This is a genomic window from Bifidobacterium longum subsp. longum JCM 1217, from assembly GCF_000196555.1.
GTDB lineage: Bacteria > Actinomycetota > Actinomycetes > Actinomycetales > Bifidobacteriaceae > Bifidobacterium > Bifidobacterium longum.
On sequence record NC_015067.1, the window covers coordinates 2,177,545 to 2,200,028 of the forward strand.

The following is a 22,484-nucleotide window of genomic DNA, read 5'->3' on the forward strand; positions in this document are numbered from 1 at the left end:
CTCCTACGCCCCACAGCCTTATGGCTCGAATGCCCTGAAGTGAATCGCATACTTACCCTGCCCGAAAATCTGCTCAGCTCATACTCTTATCCAGCGGCGCGAGGCCACGCTTCCGGATGCCGGACTCCGGGCAAATCCGGAATCGCAGACATGCCGGAGCACACGTGACGCCACGCATATCTCATGCCAGTGTACCGATGCCACCGAAATAGACCGAGGATTTATCCCATACTGGGTGCAAATCCCCGCATGACCACCACATCGCTGTCAGAATGTTCTCAGACTTCATTGAGGGGTATAACAGTATTGCGCAAGAAAACGGTCACTAAACGCAACAATAGTTAGAGCCGTATTGATTTGTTCGGCTTAGGAGAACGGGAGAGGTAATTACATGTTCGTCCTCAGCAACGCCTGGCGGGCCCTGACACGTTCTAAAGGACGTACGGCCCTGACCGCGTTCATCACCTTGGCGGTCACCTTCGGCACAGTCGCCGGACTGGCCATCATTCAAGAAGATACCAACGCACACACCACCGCGTACGATCAGCAGAAGGCCACGTTGGCCATTCGCCCGACTGCGGCTACGTGGAAGAAGGTCTCCGCTACGGACTCGGCTTCCACCAAGCATTACATGACGTGGACCTCATACACCGAATACGCCACGCTCGTCCAGTCGGCCACCAACTCGTTGAACTTCACGGTTACCGAAACCGTGCCGGCCCGCGTGAGCGGTGATTTGAAGGCCCTGGACGGCGGATCGCTGGGCTCGGCCTCCGATGACGAGACCGGCGGCCAGCTCATTTGGCGAGCCTTCTGGACCAAGGATTCCGCCAAGGCCAGCGACCTCGGCACCTTCGAAATCGTGGACGGCAAGGACCTGAGCTACAACAACCAGTCCTCCAACCCGAACACCACCGGCGCACTGGTCTCTGAAGCGTTTGCCTCCGCCAACAACCTGAAGGTGGGCGATACGCTCGAGGTGGCGGCCGCCTCGGACGCCAAGACCACGGCCAAACTCAAGGTGCGCGGCATCTACAAGTACACATCCGAATCCGCCGTCGCCAATCCGGTGACGGCCGCCCGCAACCGCGAGAACGCGATCTTCACCAACTATCAGACCTTCGCCAAGGCCGGACTCGACCCACAGTCCACCGACAAGACCGTCTCCGGCTGGGCAGTCCCGGATCTGGACGTGGTGTTCGACGCCGGTGATTCCGCTACATACAAGTCCTTGGTATCCACCCTCAAGAAGTCCAAGCTGCCCGCCAAGGGTTACGAGTTCTCTTCCCCCTCGCTGGAATCCTACAACGCTTCTCTGGAGCCGCTGGATACGCTATCCTCGCGCGCGAAGACCGGCACCATTGTGTTGGTTGCCGTGGGCGGCGTGCTGTTGCTCATCCTCGTGCTGTCGGGCGTGTGGGCGTCCAAGCGTGACGACGAGATCGGCATGGCACTGGTGTCCGGCGTCACTCGCGGGCGTTTGGGATGGCAGTTCATGCTGGAAGTGTTCATCGTCACCCTGCCCTTCTACGTGATTGGTCTGGTCGGAGGCGCGTTCGCCGCCAAGCCGATCGGACCTGCTCTGGCATCCGGCCATGCCATCCCGGTGACATCGGACCTGATTTGGACCATGGTCTGGTATGGACTGGGTTCAATCCTGATCCTGGCGATTCTTGCCGCCCTGCGCCTTGCGTTCTTCAGCGCGAACAAACTGTTCGCCGCCGATGGCGACTGGGGCACCGTGAGCGAGACCAACAAGACGACCACCACAACCGACGATGCGGAGGCACAGGCATGAGCGACAGGAACAACGATCAGGAACTCGAGAAGACCACTGACGCAACGGCTGACGAAGTGACTTCTGAGACTGAGACGAACGACACCATTGAATCCGTTCCAGCTGACTCCGTGCAGTTCAGCGTGACCTTCGATGACGTTGATGACGAAGGCACTGTTGACGATGGTATTTACAGCGCACTGGCATCTGCCGAAACCGGAGAAACCGACGAGACCAGCGAGGCCGAAGCAGACGCCATCGCTTCGGTCAACGCATCCGCCGAAGTGACCGAGCGCAATGCCGCCCGCGTCAACGAAACACTCCGACTGGCCAAAACCGATCACAAAGACGCATTGGCCGAGCATGCGGAGCCTCAGGGCAAAGCGTCCGAACCCACCATGACGCTGGCCTCGCGTATCGATCGCGTGTTGGTGGGCGGCGGTTCCGACGACATTCTGCTCAAGACCTACCCGACCTTTGCCCTGAACAAGGTGACGGTCGCCGGCCCCAAGGGCAAGGTCAACATCCTCGATGGCGCGAATTTCTTCTGCTATTCCGGACACGCATACGCGCTGCTGATCAGCGACGACCCCGATTCGGGCATCACCGCCGACGCCAAACGTCGCGCGCTGATGGGCGTGATGAGCGGTTTGGCCACGCCGGCGTCTGGCACGGTGATGAACAAGAGCGCCAACATTGTTGAGCTCGAGCCCGTGGAACTGCGCGGCCACCGTCTGGGCATCGTACCGCAGCTGCACGCCGTGCAGCCGAAGCTCGACGCCGAACAAAACGTGCTGTACGCCATGAATGCGTCCAACCGCAACTTCCTGAAGCCCAAGCCGGTGATCGCCCGCGAACTGCTGGCCAAGGTCGGCTTCTCTGAGGCCACCAGCGGCGTGGCTGTCGGCACATTGCCTTTGGTGCAGCAGCGTTTGGTGGCCATCGCCCGTGCAATCAGCACCGAGGCCGAGGTGCTGATCCTCGACGAGCCGACACGAGGGCTGAACGCGGATGACGAGGTGACCGTGTTCGCCGCGCTGGCCAAGCTGGCGCACACCGGTGACCCGAAGCACTGCGTTATCGTGCTCACTGCGTCGCGCGAGATCGCCGAAGCAGCCGACACACTCTTCGAAATCTGATGTTCAGACCATAGAGCCCCCTGTGATTCGTATTGCCGAATCGCAGGGGTTTTTCAATGCTGCGGCTCATTGCCGCGCTAATCTGAGGATAAATCTGACCGTACGAGGCGAAACCTGATAATTATGACCGGATATATTCCCACACTGGAGCAGATCGACGAGTTGCACCGCAAAATCGCGCCGTCCAAGGCGGCGTACGAGCTGGTGCACACGCATTGCGTGATTGTAGCGACCATCGGCTGCCAGATCGTGCGCCGGCAGAACGCGCTGTTCACGCGCCGCTGCACATTACCGAAGGACGCGGAGGTACCGCCCACCGCAGGCGTCACCGGCGGCCATGTGCCGCCGCGTCTGCTCGACGAGCATTTGGTACTCATCGGCGGACTGCTGCATGACATCGGCACCTACCGCGTGTTCAAGCATGACGGCTCTGACGGCGAACCGCTCAAATTCAGCAAGAAACGCTACATTCTGCACGGTCTTAAGGGCTACGAGTATCTGCTCGACGAGGGCGTGGACGAGTCCATCGCCCAGTTCTGCCGCAACCATACCGGCGTGGGACTTACGCGCGAGGATGTGGTGCGCCAGGAGCTGCCGTTGCCACCAGCCGACTATGTGCCGATGAATCTCGAGCAGGAAGTGGTGATGTACGCCGACAAGTTCCATAGCAAGTCAGTGCCGCCGAAGTTCCTGCAGGTCGAGGCGTATACGGCCCGAGCCGAGCGATTTGGCGGAGAGAACAAACAGCGATGGCTGGATCTGGTAGCCAAGTATGGCGTGCCGGATATTCCGGCGTTGGCGGAGAAGTATGGGATGCGGATGATTTGAGGCTCTAGGGGTCTCCCCCCAAGTCAGCCTGTCGGCTGACAGCCCCCTCGTCAGAGGGGGCTTATGAAGGTATTTCAGATGGAACGGAGACGGTAGGTGCCGTTGCGGTTGGAGACGATGATCATCTGGTCGTTCTCCAGCACGTTCCAGCCTTCCTGCTTGTAGCCGGAAGAGGAGACCACGACACCGGCGGAGTCGCCGTTGTCGTCGCGCAGCTCACGGTAGCGCATCACACGGTAGTCGGCGGCCTGCTCGCCACGGCCGTACTCATCGTAGATTTCCACGATGCGCGGGCTGGTCTTCTCACGACCGGCGGCGCACAGGGCGATGAGCTGGTCCTCGGACTGAATCATGCAGTTGTAGCTGGACTTCGGGTAGGCTTGGCGCAGTTCGCGCACGGCCTGGGCCACGGCCTCGTCGAGCGAGAAGCCGAAGCCGATGTATTCCAGAATCACCGCGAAGAAGATGGCGGAGTCGGAACGGCCGCCGGTGGAGAGGAACACGCTGTGGTTCACCGGGTATGAGCGGTTGGTGACGATGTTGCGGCCATTGGCGTCCGAGATATCGCCGTTGTGGATGAAGCTCAGGCCGTTCGCATAGAACGGGTGCTGGTTCTCCATGATGAGCGGCAGATTGGAACTTGCCAAGCGCAGGTGCCAGATGGCACCGCGAGACGGTTCGTCGGCCAGCGCCTCAAACGTGCTGTCATGACGGGCCGCGATGGTCGACTTGTAGATTCGGGTGCCGGTTTCCGGGGTGGGTGCGCCACCGTCGCGCACGTGCGGTGCTTCGGCAGGATCGGAAAGCTGGGCTACACCCCAGCCATCATTGTGGATTTCAGACAGTTCACGGAAATCCTCGACATTGTCTTGCCCCAACACAGCGTTGAGACTCAGGTTGAAGCCTGCCGTCGCGTATCCCAGTAATCTGCACATGGTATTTCAACTTACCGAAACCGTGTGGCGACGTGCGGCGACCGTTATAGGCATTCTTTATAGAGCGCATCAGCGCCGCTGCAAACTGGTATGTTATCGCTTCTGTTTGGCGGAGCGCTGAGGCTTGGCGGCGGGTTTGCCGTTCTCGGCCTTGCCCTTATCGCCCTTATCGCCCTGCTCAGCGGGCGCATCGGCGGCAGCGGCCTCAGCGGTCTTCCGCGCCTCGGCCGATACGGCGGCATCGAGCTCCTGTACCAATCGCCCAAGCCCGGACGTGGTGTCCATCGGGTCAGGGACGGCGGCCGGGTCGGCCACTGCACGAGTCGGCGTGGGCGTCGGGATGGTCTTGGCCGTATCGGTGCGCTTCAGACGCGGTGGGCGGCGGGTGGAGACGAACAGCGGCTGCACCTCGACCAACGGGTTGTAAGGTGCCAGACCGAACCACTTAACCGGCGAGCCGGCCATGTGGCGGATTGCGTACTTGGCTTGCAACGACAGGGCACCGCGTGCGGAAACCTTGGATTCCGGCATCAGGGCCTTGTGAATCAGCACGTAACGGATGGTGCCGATGTCCGGATCGGCGTCGACCTTGGGGTAAATCGACTTCTGCTTAGGCAGTTCGCCGGTTTTGGACAGGTCGTGCATGATCTGGTGGATGTACGCCGGGATGGACTGCGAAACCTTGAATCCCAGACGGAAGCGCACGCGGTAGATGTAGTTCGTGCCGAAGTCCTCCACCGAGTATTCACGGGTGAACGGCTCGTCGGTGGTTTCCACGCTGACTGCCCACCAAGCACGGGCGCGCTTGGGGTGGTCGGCGAAGATGGAGAAGAAGATGTCCGTGTCGAGTCGCTTGGTCTCCGAGTCGGAGGTCAGGTACACGATGTTGTCCGCAAAATACGGGATGCGGAAATCACTGTGCAGCTTGTCGAGCGCGGGTAGGAAGTCGTTGGGCCGCATGTGACGGCGTTGCGCACGTTCGAGCTTGGTGCCCTCATTCCACGTGTACATGACGAACAGAATCGCGGCGGTCAGCAACATGGTGAACCAACCACCATGCAGGAATTTGGCCATAGACGCGATGAAGAACATAGCCTGAATCGCCAAGAACAGCACGGTGAACACGATGGCACCGACCCGCTTGCCGGAATGCCATAGGTGGACGCCGAGCAACACGGTGGTGGTGATCATCGTAATGGTCAACGCCAGTCCATATGCGGCAGAGATGTGTTCCGAATCCTTGAAGATGGCGAGTACGGCCAGCGTGGAGATGCACAGCACGCCGTTGACCACCGGAATGTACAGCTGGCCACGCGTGCGGGCCGGGTACCGCACCTGCAGATGAGGCATCCAATTGAGGCGGGTGGCTTCGGAGACCATGGTGAACGCGCCGGTAATCAGGGCCTGGGAAGCGATCACGCCGGCCGAAACAGACAGAATCACGGCCAGATAACGTACGTTCGGAGACATCATCTGGAAGAACGGGTTGAGTGACTCCATCGCAGTGTATTGCGGGTTATCGCTATTGGCCAGCATCCACGCGCCTTGGCCGAAGTAGTTGAGCACCAGCGCAACCTTGATGAATGGCCAAGTGAAGTAGATGTTGCCGCGCCCCACGTGGCCCATGTCGGAGTACAGCGCCTCGGCACCGGTGGTCGAGAGGAACACGGTGCCCATAAGGGCGATGCCGGCAGCATTGTTCGGGCTGAACAGGAATTTGATGCCGTACACCGGGTTCAGGGCCTCGAACACAGACCAGTCGTTAGAGAGATTCGTGACGCCCACGATGGCGAGGAAGCCGAACCAGACCAGCACCATCGAGCCGAATACTTTGCCGATGCTTTCGGTGCCGCGCGACTGCACGGAGAAGAGAATCACGATGATCACGACGGTGATCATCAGGGTCAGGCTTGGGTTTTCGTCGAACAACCCTTCCAATGGCGGCAGGGTCTGCAAGCCTTCGACTGCGGAACTGATGGAAACCGCCGGGGTAAGTACCGAATCCGCGAGGAATGCCGCGCCGCCGAGCATGGCGGGAATCGCGAGCCATGCGCCGTACTTGCGAATCAACGAGTACAGTGCGAAGATGCCGCCTTCGCCATTGTTGTCGATGCGCATGGCGATGAGCACATATTTGACGGTAGTGATCAGCGTAATCGACCAGAAGACCAGCGACAGCATGCCGAGCACGGCCTCTCGGTCTACGCTGCCAAGCCCTCCCTGACCGGCAAGGAAGGTCTGCGCGGTGTACAAGGGCGAGGTGCCGATGTCGCCGTACACCACGCCGAGCGCCACGATTGCCATGCCCCAGGTGACCTTGTCTGGGCTGGATTGCAGGCGGGCCCACCATCGACCGAGGCCGCCTTTCGACCATGCGCTGGCGATTTTCTCGGCTTCTTTGGTTTCAGCTTCCCTCTGCTTGGCGAGTGCCTCGCGCTCCTCCTTGGTGAGAGTGCGGCGGGACACCTTGGGAGCGTTGGTAAAGGTGTCGGCCCTCAGCAGTGCTTCTTCTTCCTGTCGGGCCTTGGCTTTGGCGGCACCAGACTGGGCTTTCTGGGCCTTTGAGGCTTTTTGGGCACGTGCGGTCCTTTGGTTCGACTCAGCCATACGTTCAGTCCTCCATTGAGGTGGAGATCATCCCCCTCGCTTATGTCAAACACATCATGATAGACCTCGTTCACAATTCTGACAAATTTTACAAGTCAACACATCGTCTCTACACGCGCCGCGACGGCCGCACACCCGGCCCTCACAGTCCGTATACGGCGCGGGCGGTATCGCGGGTGCCGCGCGCCACATCCGCGATGGGCAAGTCGAGCGTATCGGCCATGGCCCGCAAGGTGTAGGGAATCATGTACGGCGCGTTGGTGCGGCCACGATACGGCATGGGCGTCAGATACGGCGCGTCGGTTTCGACCATCGCATGGTCCAGCCCCACAATCCGTAGCGATTCGCGGATACCGTCATTGCCTTTGTAGCTCACGGTGCCGGAGAAGCTCAGATACCAGCCATGTTCGCGCGCGATCTCGGCCATCTCACGGTCGCCGGAATACGAGTGGAATACGGTGCGTTCGGGCGCGCCGTCGGCCAGCAGGGTTTCGATGACCTCGCGATGGGAGTCGCGGTCGTGAATCTGCATGGGCAGGCCCAGTTCCTTGGCCAGGGCAATATGCGCGCGGAAAGCCTCGCGCTGCAGTTCCTTGGCACCTTCGCCGGTGCGGAAGAGGTCCATGCCGGTCTCGCCGATAGCCACCACTTGCTCGGGGTATGTGGTGGCGAGGCGATGTACTTCGGCGAGCGCGTCCTCGAAAGACGTGTCATGGTAAGGCTTGTATTTGAGGGGCAGACCATCCGGCCCCGGCACACCGCGATGCCCGTGGAGCACGGACTCATTGGGGTGTATTGCGAGCGCCGCGTGCACATTACCCGGATGATCGAGGGCCATCTGGACGGCGGTCATCAGGTGCGGCAGCTCGCAACCGCAGTCGATAATACCCCCAATGCCGACAGATTGCGCCTGCGCCAGCAATTGGTCGACGTCGTACACCGGGACTTCGGGCTGTCCCTTCTCCTGCGCCTCATGGCTCATAGCGCGCGCGAAAGGGATTACGGAGGCCACGTGAGTGTGGTTGTCGATGGTCTGGGCATCGTCCGGCAATGCTTCAGGTGCCGGAGCCCAGCTACGGTCGCGATGGTGGTGCTTGCTCATGGTTTCTCAGTGTAGGCTGTTTCTCAGTGTAGGCTACCGCCAGCAACGCTCGTAAGGCAGTCCGGTAAGACGTTCGACTACACGACGGGTATCGTCGGTCACGCCCGCCTGAACTTGCCGTTTCTTGCCACGAGCGCAACATTCCCGGGAGAGTAGCGCAACCGGCAAGCGAGACGGTCGCCATCCTGCCGCCTTTTTCTGCATCATCAGCCCATTTTCTGCCTCATTTTGATAAAATATGATGCAGAAAAGTTCGTATGATGCAGAAAATGAGGCAGTATGAGATCATTTGACTACATCGAATCAGGTAAGACGTTGCTCACCCCGCACACCACGAGTTTGCTTGCCGCTATTCACGAGGCAAAAGGGCGTCAAAGCATACAGACAACGATCAGACCGGATATATTGGGGACGCTGGTTGCCGTCGCGCGCATCCAAAGCACAGATGCCTCAAACCGCATCGAAGGTATTTCTACCAGCGATAGCAGGCTCAACGATCTCGTCTCGGAGAAAGTCACACCGCGCAATCGCAATGAAGAAGAAATTGCCGGTTACCGTGACGCGCTATCGGTTATTCACGAAAGCCACGACTATATTCCGATTACCCCGAACGTCATTCTTCAACTGCACCGCGACCTCTTCCGACACACACCACTGACCTTTGCGGGGCATTTCAAGGACAGTGACAACGTCATCATCGAACGAGATGCACACGGGACCAGCACCGTGCGATTCGCCCCACCGTCCGCACTTGTCACACCGGAACTGATCGAACGCGCGTGTTCCGCCTACACGCAAGCAATCCGAGATGGACATACCGATCCATTGCTTGCCATCGCCATGTTCATTCTCGATTTCACCTGCATACATCCGTTCAATGACGGCAACGGCCGCATGAGTCGGCTACTCACGCTCCTGATGTTGTACCGCAATGGCTATATGGTCGGCAAATACATCAGTATCGAACACCTTATCGAGCAAAGTAAACGCACTTATTATGAGGCGATGACCGCAAGCACCCAAGGATGGGACGACAACGCCAATGATTATGCGCCATTCACGAACTACCTGCTTGGCATCATACTGTCCGCGTGCAAGGAATTCGACGAACGCATCAATCTCGCGGCAGGCGGCAGAGCGCAGGGAGCACCGCGAGTAGCCACCAAGGGAACGCGGATTGAAGCACTGCTTGATCAATCCCTAGTGCCACTCTCCAAGGCCGATATTCTCGCTCGCATGCCCGATACCAGCACCACCACCATTGAGCGCACGCTGAAATCACTGTTGGACTCCGGTACGATCATCAAAATCGGTGCTGGTCGCAGCACCCGCTATGTGAAACGCCGCTAAACGCATCCTTGTGCGCAACATCTCGTCACTCTTCCGGCGCTCCGCTGGCCACGCGAATCATCGCGTACTGGGACTCGTAGAGGCGGTAGTACGCGCCCTTGGCGGCGAGCAGCTGCGCGTGCGAGCCGTGCTCGACGATCTGGCCGTGATCGATGTAGAAGATCTCGTCCGCGTTCTCGATCGTCGACAGGCGGTGCGCGATGATGAAGCTCGTGCGCCCCTTGAGCAGATGCTGCAGGCCGGCCTGCAGCGCCTCCTCGGTGCGCGTGTCGATGTTGCTCGTCGCCTCGTCCAGGATCAGGATACGCGGGTCGGCGAGCAGCACGCGCGCGAAGGCGATGAGCTGGCGCTGGCCGGCCGACAGGGTCGATCCGCGCTCCTCCACCACCGTGTCGTACCCGTCGGGCAGTTCCATGATGAACTCGTGCGCGTGCACGGCCTTCGCCGCCGCCTCGATTTCCTCGTCGGTGGCGTCGAGCTTGCCGTAGCGGATGTTCTCGCGCACGTTGCCGGAGAAGATGAAGGTGTCCTGCAGCATCACGCCCATCTGCCGGCGCAGCGATGCGAGCGTCACGTCGCGCACGTCGTAGCCGTCGATCGTCACCGAGCCCTCGGACACGTCGTAGAAGCGCGACAGCAGGTTGATGATCGTCGTCTTGCCGGCGCCCGTCGGGCCGACCAGCGCGATTGTGCGCCCCGGTTCGACGTGGAAGTCCACGAGGTTGAGGATGTTGCGGCCGTCCTTCTCGTAGCGGAACACCACGTCGTTGAAGTCGACGCGCCCGCGGATCTGCGGCAGGTCCGCCGCGTCGGGCTTGTTGCGGATCTCCGGCGTGACGTCGAGCGTCTCGAAGATGCGCTCGAGGTACGCCGAGCAGGTGATGAGCTGGTTGTAGAAGTTGCCGATGTTGATCACCGGATTCCAGAAGTTGTTCGCGTAGCCGACGAACGCGATGAGCACGCCGGTGGTCACGTTCACGCCCCCGAAGCCCATCACGCCGACGAAGTAGATGAACGAGATGGTCATCACGGAGATGGTCTGCACGCCCGGCCACATGAGGAACTGGATGTGCACGGCGTGCATCCACGCGGAACGCACCTCGCCCTGCTGTTCCTGGAAGGTCCTGAACTGGGCCTGCTCCTGTGCGAAGGTCTGCGTGGTCTTCACGCCGGCGATCGACTCGTGGATGTAGGCGTTCAGGTTGCTCTGCTTGTTGGAGAGCTTCTGGAAGGCGCGCCGCTGGAAGATCTGCAGCACGCGCACCCAGATGATGAGCACCGGGAACAGGATCAGGCTCCACAGGGCCAGCTGCCAGTCGATCACGAACATCACGATCAGCGTGATCACGAAGGTGAACACGTCGGAGATCACGTTGATCAGACCGGAGCTCAGCGTGTCCGAAAGCGTGTTCACATAGTTGACCACGCGGATCAGGATCTTGCCGTGCGGGCGCGAATCGAAGTAGCTGAAGGGCAGCGTCTGGATATGCGTGAAGATATCGCGGCGCATGTCCTTGAGCATGAGCTGGCCGACGCGCGTGATCGCCACCGTGCGGTAGCGCAGCCCGAACTCGTACAGCACGATCAGCGCGGCGAGGATCACGGCGAGGATGCCGAGCTTGCCGAGGTCCTTGTTCGGGATCGCCTCGTCGATCATGATCTTGGTCAGGTACGGCACGGCGACGACGATGCAGCTCATCGAGATGACGACGACGAGAATGCGCGCCACCTGTGCCATATACGGTTTGAGATATTTGCCGACGCGCAGGATGTCCCGGAAGTTGATCTGCTCCTCGAGTTCCTCATCCTCGCGGTATGTATTGCGTTGTGCCATAAGTCCTCTTCTAAAAACCTTGTGCGACGCCGGACTGGAGTCCGAGCTGCTTGTGGTAGATGTCCCAGTAGCGGCCGTGTGCGGCCACGAGTTCGGCGTGGGTGCCGCGTTCGACGATACGTCCGTGCTCGAGCACCAGAATCAGGTCGGAATCCTTGACCGACGAGATGCGGTGGGCGATGGCGACGATGGTCTTGCCGCCGTCCATCTCCTTGAGGTGCTTCTGGATCTCCGCCTCGGTCTCCATATCGACGGCCGAGGTCGTATCGTCCATAATCAGGATCGACGGATTGTCCGCGAGCGCGCGGGCCAGCGACAGGCGCTGCTTCTGCCCGCCGGACAGGCCCACGCCGCGTTCGCCCACGACGGTGTCATAACCCTGTGGCATCGACCTGATGAAATTGTCCGCGCCGGCGATCTGGGCCATTTTCTGGATATATCGGTCGTCGCTATCACCGCTGGCACCAAAACCGATGTTGCCGCCGATGGTGTCGGAGAACAGGAAGGTATCCTGCGCCACGATGCACACCTGCGAGCGCAAGGTGGCCAGCGGCCAGTCGCGTGCGTCGATGCCGTCGATGAGCACATGGCCAACGGTCGGGTCGTAGAAGCGGGAGATGAGGCTGACGAGCGTGGACTTGCCCGCGCCGGTTTCGCCGAGGATGCCGAGCTTGGAGCCGGCGGGCACGGTGAAGTCGAGGTCCTTGAGGATCGGGGTCTCCGGGTCGTCCGGGAAGGCGAAGCTGACGTGGTCGAAGCGGATGTCGCCCTTGATGTGCAGCGGGCAGGACTTGCGTTCGGTGGACTGCTGGGCACCGGATGTTCCGGAAGCCACGGGCGCTCCGGTAGCCCCGGTAGCCTCATCATCGTGCTTGACTTGCTCGACGATCGTGACCGCCTGCTTGACGGTTTCGACCGCGTCGGGCTTCTCCACGATGCGCGGCTGTTCGGTGAGCAGCTTGCGGATTTTGATGCAGCTGGCGTTGAATCGCTGCCAGTCGTTGATCAGCCAGCCGGACTGGCGCACCGGGCCGTCGATCATCCACAGGAAGGAGTTGAAACTCACCAGATTGCCGAGGGTCATGTAGCCCTTGATGACCAGAAAGCCGCCGAGGCCGAGGGTGATGAGCTGCAGCGAGAAGCCGAGGCCGTCCAGCCACGGCATGTACTTGCGCGAGTTGTAGGCCAAGGCCATGTTGCACTGCATGTAATCGTCGTTGTGCTCGTCGAACTTTTCGGTCTCGTACGGTTCGCGCACGAATGCCTTGACCACACGGTTGCCCTCGATGTTCTCTTCGACCATGGAGTTGAGGGAGGCCAGCGAGTTGCGGATGGCGAAGAACAGCGGGTGGGCGTGCGTGGACAGGCCGCGCGTGAGCACAAAAATGAACGGCGTGACGCAGGCCAGGACGAGCGCGAGTCGCCAATCGATGGCGAACATCACGCACAGGGCGCCCACGAACATGACCACGCAGTCGGCAATCTGATAGCTCACCCAACTCAGGCAGTGGCGGATCGCGTCGGTGTCGGAGGTCAGGCGGCTCATGATGTCGCCGGTGCGTGTGTGGTTGAAATACGTGAAGTCGAGCTCGTGCAGCTTCTCGTATTCGTCGGAGACGAGGCGGTAGACCGAGTTCTGGCCGAAACGCTCCATCCACATCTGGTAGCCGTATCGCGCGCCCACGCGGATGATGGTCATGAGGATCATCAGTCCACACAGACGTGGCAGTTCGTCGGCATGTCCGCCGACGATGACGCGGTCCACGATGATACCGGACAGAATCGGAATGGTCAGGGCCATCGTGTTATTTGCGATGAACAGTAGAAGCGCGCCTACCACGCGGGGCAGGTCTGGTTTGCAGTATGGCAGCACCCATTTGAGATTGCTTGCGCTGGTATTGATTCCCGGATCGACGTACATGTGAGGAGATCACCGTTTCTTGGGGATTGTTTGCTTGTGGTATGGTGCGGCATGCTCCTGCGCCGCACGCGGCAATCGCTGCCGCCGCGATTCACGATCAGCCGTGCTTCGCACTGCGCCTGTCATTGGCCGCATGACCGAAGCTCTCCTTCATCGGTCGAAGCACGTTCGACTTTCGCAAACGCGTACTAGTCTAGACGGCCTGCGTCTAATCGCAACGGCCCGCAACTCTGCGTGTTCCCCGCATTAGCGGCGATACGCGGCTCTCTAAGCGCAACATTCCCCGGAATGCGTCGCTGCACACCTCCGAACAGGTCCAATTCGCAACGCATTCCCGGGAAAGTGGCGCATGTCATATCACGCTCAAACAACCCAGCATAGTGAGTGGTTCATTCACGTTTTACGTATTGTGCGACGGAATCGGCATCTCCCGCAACACGTGAGATATGCAAAAGTGCCGCACGCTGAATGGTGATCAGCGTGCGGCACTGCGCGAAACGCGTGAAATCCGCAGAACGCACGAAACTCACGAAACAGATAAAACGTACAAAACGCAAGCAAGGCGAAGCAACGAACAGACAGAGACAGTCCACCTACAGGTCAGAACGCCAGCGAACGCACGTAGGAACCAACTTGCGGGCGGAACAGCTACCGGGGATTGTTCGTTTGCGATGTTCGCATTCATGGCAGGTTTCTCCATACGATTCGGGCGGTCGGTTCAGGAGGTTGGTTGGCGGAGGCAGGTTCGGTTTCAGCGTCGGTCCAGGGCCACCCAGAGCACGCCGTGCGGCGGAATCGTGCCGGTGATGACGCGGTCGGCACCCACGCCTTCAAGACGCACGTCGGCGGGCTCGCCCGGCGCGTCGGCATACAGATCGGCGAGTGTCCAATCGTCATTGCGGGCGTCAAGCCCCACGATGGATTGGAGCTGGATGTTGCGGCCGATCTCGTATGTGTCGCTGCCGGTCCAGAACAGCGCGGCGTAATGGCCGCCGTGATGCGCGGAACGTGTGCCATCGGCCCAATCGGCTGCGTCGGCGGACCAGACGATGAACTCGCCACGGCAGGTGCTCTCATCCCACCATTTGCCAAAAATCCGTTCGCGCACGGTCTCGCGGTTATTGGTGGAGCCGGCAAGCACCTCACGCAACGCGGGATTCTGCAGCAGCGCGATGGCGTCGCTGTTGCTGGTGGGCAGATCGCCGCCGACCATAAGCGGGCTACGCCCCATGCACCATAGGGCCAGCAGTGTCTTCTGCTCGTCCAGCGTAAGGCGGGATTGGCGGTCGTCGCCGCGTTCGGCGCGCAGGCCTATGTGCCCGAACGGCACCATGTCGGCGTCGGCCCAGTGGCCGGTGGTCTGGAACGGCGCCCAGCGGGCCAGGCGGGCGAACTGCTGGTAGATGTCTTCCCAACGGTCCCACAGATCGTCGGAAATACGCCACATTTGGGCGTTCTCGCGCAGGAAGTCGACGTAGCTCGTCGCCACCCAGCCGCCGGGCGAGAGAGACAGGTCAATCGAACGGCCGTATTTGGCTTCGGCTTTGGCGATGGCGCGATGATAGGCGGCGATTTCGTCGGAGTGGAACGGGGTCTGCATGTCGTCGACCTTGAGGAAGTCGAGGCCCCAGGAGGCGAACAGGTCGAGCTGCGCGTCATACCAGGCCTGCGCGCCCGGGTGGGATTGGTTCAGGCCGTAGTTGTCCGGATTCCACTTGCACACGTGGTCGAGGTCGGCCACGTCCTTGGCGGTGTAGTTGGTGCCGTATACGGGCAGGTTCTTGTCCACGGCGATACGCGGGATGCCGCGCATCATGTGCATGCCAAGCTTCAAGCCCAGTTCGTGGACGGCGGCGGCGAGCGGGCCGAATCCCTTGCCGCCGGCAGCACTCGGGAAACGCACCGGGTCAGGCAGCTGACGGCCGTATTCGTCGAGAATCAGCGGCGCGTTGTCGTTGTAACCATGTGCGCGGGCGGTCGGGTCGTACCAGTCGATGTCGATGACCAGCGTATCCCAGCCGGCGTTTTTCAGGTGTTCAGCCATGAACCGCGCGTTGGCCAGCAGCTCGTCTTCGGTGAGGGTCGTGCCATAGGAATCCCAGCTGTTCCAGCCCATCGGCGGACGCCATGCCTGAGGAAGGCTCTGCGGAAGATCCGTCATCGTATCCTGCTTTCGTTGATATTCGCATAAGTTGCCCTACGGCGGTATGCCAGCCGCAAACCAATCGGCATCGCGCACGTACGGATAGGTGAAGAGTGACGCCACTCCCCCGGAGAGTCCCATCCCAACGTACGACGAACTTCATGGCCTCTTGGCACACCGACGTATGTACCGTTACATATTCTTCCACCGGAACGATATCAAGCAAGCGCATGTTACGCTCGGCGCGTCATCGCCTAAGCGCAGCATTTTCAGCGATTCCGGCACACAGCCACCATTTGCCAAAACACGATGTTGTGAATACCGTTACAACCATTGGAAGCATTACGGGCATGATCCAATGCCCATCACAGGCGAAACATGAGGTGACGTTATGCCGAGCGGCAAACCAACATTGCGCGACGTAGCGAAAGCCGCCGGGGTCTCCCCCATGACCGCCTCGAATGCGCTGCACGGCAAGCCGGGTGTTAAGGATTCCACGCGCGCCAAAGTGCTGGCAGTGGCCGAAAAGCTTGATTACCGCATCAATCTGACGGCCAGCATGCTGAAGTCCGGCCGCAGCAACATCATCCACATCATCGTCAACGAATTCGATTCGCCGTTCTACTCCAAACTCGTCGAATCGCTCGTCACCGAAACCACCGAGCGCGGGCTGACGCCGTTCGTGGAGCAAACCCGGTACTCTCCGGATGCCGCCAAACACGCGCTGGCCAACAACCCGTTCTCCGGGCAGTTGTTCGACGGCGAGATTATCCACGCTTCGGGCCTGAATGCCGGTGTGCCGCTTTCCGCGATCAACCACGGCCGACCGCTGGTTCTGATTGACGCCTGCGAGGAAACGCCCACGTTCGATACAGTGAATTTCCCGAACGAGGACGGTGCGCGGGCGGCAGTGCAGCATCTCATCGAATGCGGATGCCACCGCATCGCCATCGTCGGCGACGGGTATTCGCCACGAACCGAACTGGCGCACGTGGAAAGTTCCAGCGGTTTGCGCCTGCGCGGGGCCAGCGGCGCGTTGCTCGATGCCGGGCTGCCGTATGACGAATCGACGAACTTCATTGGTTACGGTAGCGACAGCGGCATCGAAGCCGGTCATGCCATCGCCGAGGCGATGCTCGAGGCTCGTGCGCAATCGGCTGATGACACTGCTGAGTCCCGTTCCCCGGGCACCACGCGGGCAACGGGAAGCACCCCGGCCATCGATGGCATCTTCTGCATTAACGACTATGCCGCATTCGGAGTAATCCGAGGCCTTGCCGACTACGGCATCCGCGTGCCCGACGATGTGAGAGTCATCGGCTTCGACGGCGCCACGGCCGGCTCGTACACCACACCGACGCTGAGCACCGTCCAAGTGGATCTCGATCAGCTCGCCCAATTCGCGCTTGATATGATCACCCGCCGCGTGGAGCAGCGCGACCAGGGCGACGGCAGGTCCGACGAATCCGCTGGCATGCCGGCCACGCGCGCCACCATTGGATACACACTGGTTCCGCGCGAGTCCACTGTCGGTTCGGCAAACAGGTAACGCTGAAACGCCGAAATAGGGCGGCGATTCCCGACTGCCGCGCCCACTGCCCAAGTGCCGTGCAGCGTGACGTGCGAGGTTTCGGCATGCGTCAAACCGTTCCCAGCGCTCCCACGTGGTAGTGGCGCCCATGCGCACTTTTCCTAGGGTTAGGACCATGACCTTCCCTAATCACACGGTGTTGTAGAGGCGGGCGGGGAAAGCGTCGCGGTATTGGCCGGGGGTCAGGCCAGTGCGGCGCTTGAAGACGCGCATGAAGTACTTGGGATCGGCGTAGCCCACTTCTCGCGCAATATCCGCCACGCTGGAAGCGGTAGAACTCAGCAGTTCGCGCGCACGGTCGATGCGATATTCGATGATCTGCTCGGCCACACCCACGCCGAACACGCGCCGGTACATCGCGGTCAGATAGCTGGGTGAATAGTGGAAGCGCGCGGCCACTTTGGCCACGGTGATGTCGTCGAAGGCATTGGCCATAATCCACGAGCGGATGGCCAGCATCGGCGCCAGGCCGGACGAATCGCCAGCGGCACCGGCCGAATCGACATGCATGGCCCATTCCTGTTGCTGCCGGACGCGGTCGGCACTGGTGATGGGCTTGCCGTCGCCCCGGTAGCCGGCGAGCGTACGATGGGTGGCGAAGTCCGCCTTCAGCCGCTCCTGCGCGCTGACCTCCAGCAGCAGGCCGGTGGCGAAGTAATCGCAGTAAGCGTTGGAATACGGGCCGAATCGCGCATAGATGTCGATGAGCTGCCCACACATCACCGCCAGCCGGTCGGGGTCAGGCAGGGTGCGTTCATCGGGCAGCAGCAGGCAATGGTCATCCTGCGGCAGACCCGCGTCATCGGGGAGCATGCGCGCATCCGGCAATTTGAAATGCATCCAGTAGAAGTCCACGTCAGACGTGATGATGTCGGCGCCCGCATGCTCCACATTCGGCGGCAAGAGTGCGATTTGGCCGGCCTCGATATGCAGGGTCTGCTCCCCCACCCGCATCGGCAGGACGCCCCGACGCACGAACATCAGCTCGAAGGTGTCGATGGTGCGCCGCAGATGGCGCCAGCCCGGTCCGGACACAAACTGCCCGACCGAGTAAAAGTCCACCGGCCCTTCGAGCCGACATGTCGTGATGCCCATGGCTACCAGAGTAGCCGAGAGCAAATATCAGCCGCGCAGCCAGACGGTCATTTCGTTTTCGCCGCGGTTGGCCCAGGCGAAGTACGGGATGAGCGTGGCGGTGGCGGGCTCGCGCTTGACCGGCGCGTACACGGCGTAGAGCGGTGCGAACGCCGGAACCTCGGCCGCGCCCTCACCCGCGGCGGCCACAGCAGCCGGCAACGGCTCGCGCCAAGCCGGCACCTCAAGCTTCACCATGCGGCGGGTCACATCTTCCACCTCGCCCTGGCCCTTGTCGTCGATGCCCTTGGCGCCGGCGTGGAAGTCGAACTCCTCGACCTTGGCCACGCTCGGATCGGCCAGCAGTGCCTCCGTATCCGCGTGCAGCAGGTGCAGGTTCGCACCATTATCCTTTTCTTCAGCGCAGAAAGTAATCGGGCCGCGCACGAACGCCACCTTGCCGGCGTCCTCGCGCACCAGCGGGTTGGCGGCCAGCATACGTACCGGCATCGGGAAGTCGAACGTCACGGTGTCGCCGTCGCGCCATTCGCCGGTCAGGTACAGGTAGCCGTCGCGGATTTCGCGGGTCACGCGGGAACTATCGGCCCCAGACTCAGACTCGCCCGTGGCCGTAATCGCGGCGGCAGCAGCGGACTCATCGCCCACCCAACCGGGCAGACGGAAGGCCAGCGTAAAGCGAGCAGGAGCCTGAGCCGAGGTGCCAGCAGCGTCACCGCCCAAGCGCACGACAGCCTTGCCATCGCCCTGCCACGGCAGGTTCGCCGTAACATCCAGCTCCACAGCCGTACCATTCAACTCAGCTTTGGCCACGCCGCCCATATACAAGTGCGTGAACAGCGTACCGCCATCCTCGGCAACCGTGTAGGCATATTCCTGCACCGACTCAACGATGCGGGCGATGTTCGGCGGGCAGCATGCGCAGCCGAACCACTTCTGACGCACCGGCTTGACGTGGCGCAGGCGGCTGTCTTTATGGCAGGCATACGGATTGACTTCCAGCGGGTTCACGTAGAAGAAGCTCTTGCCGTCCAGCGCCATGCCGGCCAGCGTGGTGTTGTACAGCGCCGACTCCATAACGTCCGCGTACTCGGCCTTTGGCGCGAGCTCGAGCATGCGACGGGCGAAGAACGCCAGCGAAATCGCGGCGCAGGTCTCAGAGTAGGCGGAGTCGTTGGGCAGGTCGTAGTTGTAGGAGAATGCCTCGCCGTCCACCGTGCCGCCGATGCCGCCGGTAACGTACAGTTTCTTATCGACGATATTGCGCCAGAGCCGCTCGGCCGCATCGGCGAGGTCCTGGTCGTCGGCCAGTCGGGCCACGTCCGCCAGACCGGAGTAGAAGTAGCCGGCGCGCACGGCATGGCCTACGGCTTCGTCTTGTTCGGTGACCGGCTTGTTCGCCTGGTGATAGGCGTACCGGTTGGGGTCCGTGTTGGGTTTGTAGTTGGCGTCGGCGTCGCGCTTTGCGTTCTCGTCTGCCTGAATATCGAAGATGTACGGCTGCCGGCCGCGCTCGGTCACGAAATATTCGGCCAGATCAAGGTACCGCTGTTCGCCGGTGACCTCGTACAGCCTCACCAAAGCCATCTCGGCAATCTCGTGACCGGGGTAACCACGCAGCTGGCCCGGCTTGCGACCGAAGCGCTCGTCTACGTAATCGGCGAAACGGCAGGCGGCCTTGAGCAACTTGTCTTTGCCGGTGCCCTGGTAGTAGGCCACCGCACCTTCAACGAGGTGGCCGAGGCAGTACAGTTCGTGATGGTCACGCAGATTGGTGAACGCGCGATCCATGTCGTTCAGAATGTAGCAGGTGTCCAGATAGCCGTTGTCGAGTTGGGCGGCACACACGACGTCGATGGCTTGGTCGGCGGTCTGTTCCAGTGCGGGGTCCGGGTAATGGGCGAGGGAATAGCCGACTGCCTCCACCCACTTGGAGAAGTCGGTGTCTTGGAACACGAAGCCGTAGAACTTGTCTGGGTCGGGATTGGCCGGGTCTTCGGGGAGCGCCTCAAATCCGCGGAACGTGTACTTCGGCGGCACGAACGCCTTGCCCTGGGTATCCTTACGCTTGTTTTGCGCGGCAGCGGCCTTGAAGTTGTGCATGCAGTAGCTGGGGGCCGCGCCGGGGACGTTATCGTTCAGGGCGTTCCACTGATAGGGAATCACAGCCGTGCGCACGAGTTCCTGCTCGGTGCGCCAGAACGAATCGGTGACGGTGACGTTTTTCAGGGCCAGCGGCTTGCTATGCAGCGAAGTCATGACGTACTCCTTTGGACTATGCGACATTCGTCAACAATATGTATCGGTACATATGATACGTGCGCCCGCGCGAGCAGCAAGGTGGACAAATCGTTGGCGGGGTGGAATCGCCGGCGCATATCCGCCCGTACGATTTCGCCCGGTGAATCGCCCGACGAATACACGGCGACTTATACTACCGACGGACCACAAACGTCGCCTACATGAATGGAAGATCAATCATCATGACAGCAAACGCCAGCGCACGGGCCATCAAACCCGAACTTCTGCGTACGTACACCGAAGACTTCAACAAAGACCGCGCCAACCTGATCGCGGCGGACGCGGCGGTTTCGGCCGGCGTGCTCAAGGCGGCCACCGACTATCGCGGCGTACGTGCGCTGCCGCGCGACTTCTCCATCGAACTCAAGCAGGGTTCGATCACCAATCAGGAGCGTTCCGGCCGTTGCTGGATGTTCGCCTCCCTGAACACGCTGCGTTACGAACTCATGCATCGCTGGAATCTTGAGGATTTCGAGTTCTCCGAGACCTACCTGTTCTTCTGGGACGCGATGGAGAAGTCGAACACTTATCTGGAGAACGTGCTGCGCACGCTCGACGAGGCGACCGATTCGCGTCTGTTCGAGGCCATCAATGAGTCGCCTGCAGACGATGGTGGCTGGTGGCAGATGTTCGCCGCACTGGTGAACAAGTACGGCCTAGTGCCCAAGAGCGCCTATCCGGAGTCCGAGAACTCCCGCAATTCCGACGATTTCAAGCAGTACCTCAACTCCAAGCTGCGCGAGTTCGCGGCCGAGCTGCGCCGCCGTTCGGCTGCCGGGGCGTCTGAGGACGAGCTGCGTGCGTTGAAGGACGAGTACATGGGCACCGTGTACCGCATCTGCGCCGTGGCGCTCGGCGAACCGCCGGAGAAGTTCGACTTCTTCGCGCGCCCCAAGGATGATGATGAGGATAAGAAGGGCGAGGCTCGCAAGTGCAAGGCCGAGGCCGACGCAGACGGCAAGGCCGAATCCTGCAAGTGCGGCGAATCCTGCAAGTGCGAGGGCAAATCCGACGCCAAGGCCTGCAAGTGCGATAAGGACAAGTCCGACAAGCCGAAAACCGGCAAGGACGAGCGCCCGCAGATTCGCGAGATCGGCATCACCCCGCTTGAGTTCTACAAGAAGTACGTGCCGGTGGACGTCAACGATTTCGTGACGCTGGCCAACGCCCCGCTCAAGAACCGCCCGTTCAACCAGCGCTACCGCATCCGCTTCAGCGCGAACGTGGCCGAGGCTGGCGATATGGAATTCGTCAACGTGCCGCTGGACGTGTTCAAGAAGGCCGCGCTTGACCAGCTCACCGCCGGCCACCCGATCTGGTTCGCCTGCGACTGCACGCAGTTCGCCCTGCGCAAGGACGGTTTCTTCGACCAGTCCGTGGTGCGCGTCGACCAGCTGTTCGGCACCGAATTCACCGGCGACAAGGCCCACGGCCTCGAATACGGCGACAGCCCGAGCAACCACGCTATGACCTTCACCGGCGTGAACCTCGACGAGGACGGCAAGCCGAACCGCTGGAAGGTGGAGAACAGCTGGGGCAAGGACGCCGGCAAGGACGGCTACTACGTCATGTCCGACGCCTGGTTCGACCGCTACGTTACCGAGCTCATCATCCGCAAGGAATACCTCGACGACGCCACCCGCGCCCTGCTCACCACCGAACCAGTCGAGCTCGATCCCTGGCAGCCCCTCACCCGTCGCTGCCGCTGACATATTCCGCCCATTGGCCGCGGCTGAAGTGCTCCTATGTTTTGCCGACTTCTCACAGAGTGAGCAAAACATAGGAGCACTTTAGTTATCCACAGAGTTATCCACATCCTCAGCAAGCTAGAACCACATACCCCGTTTTTCATGGCGAACAAGCG

Annotated in this window: 14 protein-coding genes; 6 read left to right on the forward strand and 8 right to left on the reverse strand. The window is 61.0% G+C overall.

Annotated features, from left to right (window positions below):
* Positions 1-391 precede the first annotated feature (391 nt).
* The 3 genes from BLLJ_RS09365 (at position 392) to BLLJ_RS09375 (ending at position 3,744) form a co-directional block, all read left to right on the forward strand.
* Positions 392-1,798, forward strand: coding sequence for an ABC transporter permease (locus BLLJ_RS09365; protein ID WP_013582984.1), 1,407 nt, complete (start codon positions 392-394; stop codon positions 1,796-1,798).
* Complete coding sequence (locus BLLJ_RS09370) at positions 1,795-2,916, forward strand: ATP-binding cassette domain-containing protein (RefSeq protein WP_013582985.1); 1,122 nt, start codon at positions 1,795-1,797, stop codon at positions 2,914-2,916. The genes BLLJ_RS09365 and BLLJ_RS09370 overlap by 4 nt, the downstream gene beginning before the upstream one ends.
* A gap of 123 nt (positions 2,917-3,039) precedes the next feature.
* Complete coding sequence (locus tag BLLJ_RS09375) at positions 3,040-3,744, forward strand: HD domain-containing protein (RefSeq protein WP_007052900.1); 705 nt, start codon at positions 3,040-3,042, stop codon at positions 3,742-3,744.
* 74 nt (positions 3,745-3,818) lie between these two features.
* Here the strand turns inward: BLLJ_RS09375 and BLLJ_RS09380 are convergent, their stop codons facing one another.
* The 3 genes from BLLJ_RS09380 to BLLJ_RS09390 form a co-directional block, all read right to left on the reverse strand.
* Entirely contained in the window at positions 3,819-4,679 is an 861-nt protein-coding gene (locus tag BLLJ_RS09380; RefSeq protein WP_007058535.1) for a class II glutamine amidotransferase, read from the reverse strand.
* A 93-nt stretch (positions 4,680-4,772) separates the two neighbouring features.
* Positions 4,773-7,286: a KUP/HAK/KT family potassium transporter gene (locus tag BLLJ_RS09385; protein ID WP_013582986.1), complete on the reverse strand. Its 2,514-nt coding sequence runs from the start codon at positions 7,284-7,286 to the stop codon at positions 4,773-4,775.
* A gap of 142 nt (positions 7,287-7,428) precedes the next feature.
* Complete coding sequence (locus tag BLLJ_RS09390) at positions 7,429-8,388, reverse strand: TatD family hydrolase (RefSeq protein ID WP_007055571.1); 960 nt, start codon at positions 8,386-8,388, stop codon at positions 7,429-7,431.
* 279 nt (positions 8,389-8,667) lie between these two features.
* Between BLLJ_RS09390 and BLLJ_RS09395 the strand changes: the two genes are divergently transcribed.
* A complete protein-coding gene (locus tag BLLJ_RS09395; RefSeq protein ID WP_013582987.1) occupies positions 8,668-9,738 on the forward strand; it encodes a Fic family protein in 1,071 nt (356 codons plus the stop codon).
* Positions 9,739-9,763: 25 nt separating this feature from the next.
* Here BLLJ_RS09395 and BLLJ_RS09400 read toward each other — a convergent pair whose 3' ends face one another.
* The 3 genes from BLLJ_RS09400 to BLLJ_RS09410 form a co-directional block, all read right to left on the reverse strand.
* Positions 9,764-11,572 (reverse strand): ABC transporter ATP-binding protein, encoded by a 1,809-nt coding sequence (locus tag BLLJ_RS09400; protein WP_007052919.1) that lies wholly within the window; start codon positions 11,570-11,572, stop codon positions 9,764-9,766.
* 10 nt (positions 11,573-11,582) lie between these two features.
* On the reverse strand, positions 11,583-13,493 hold the full coding sequence (locus BLLJ_RS09405) for an ABC transporter ATP-binding protein (protein WP_013582988.1): 1,911 nt from the start codon (positions 13,491-13,493) through the stop codon (positions 11,583-11,585).
* Between the two features lie 751 nt (positions 13,494-14,244).
* A complete protein-coding gene (locus tag BLLJ_RS09410) occupies positions 14,245-15,609 on the reverse strand; it encodes a glycoside hydrolase family 27 protein (RefSeq protein WP_013582990.1) in 1,365 nt (454 codons plus the stop codon).
* Positions 15,610-16,027: 418 nt separating this feature from the next.
* Here BLLJ_RS09410 and BLLJ_RS09415 point away from each other — a divergent pair, with 418 nt between their 5' ends.
* Positions 16,028-17,185, forward strand: coding sequence for a LacI family DNA-binding transcriptional regulator (locus tag BLLJ_RS09415; RefSeq protein WP_007054120.1), 1,158 nt, complete (start codon positions 16,028-16,030; stop codon positions 17,183-17,185).
* Positions 17,186-17,356: 171 nt separating this feature from the next.
* On the opposite strand, the gene BLLJ_RS09420 is transcribed toward BLLJ_RS09415, so the two are convergent.
* Both BLLJ_RS09420 and BLLJ_RS09425 read right to left on the reverse strand, forming a co-directional pair.
* Positions 17,357-18,322 (reverse strand): AraC family transcriptional regulator, encoded by a 966-nt coding sequence (locus BLLJ_RS09420; protein ID WP_050496022.1) that lies wholly within the window; start codon positions 18,320-18,322, stop codon positions 17,357-17,359.
* 27 nt (positions 18,323-18,349) lie between these two features.
* On the reverse strand, positions 18,350-20,578 hold the full coding sequence (locus tag BLLJ_RS09425) for a glycoside hydrolase family 127 protein (protein WP_013582992.1): 2,229 nt from the start codon (positions 20,576-20,578) through the stop codon (positions 18,350-18,352).
* A 224-nt stretch (positions 20,579-20,802) separates the two neighbouring features.
* On the opposite strand from BLLJ_RS09425, the gene BLLJ_RS09430 reads away from it, so the two are divergent.
* Positions 20,803-22,329 carry a C1 family peptidase gene (locus BLLJ_RS09430; protein ID WP_007055046.1) on the forward strand — a complete coding sequence of 509 codons (1,527 nt, stop codon included), beginning with the start codon at positions 20,803-20,805 and terminating at the stop codon, positions 22,327-22,329.
* Positions 22,330-22,484: the final 155 nt, after the last annotated feature.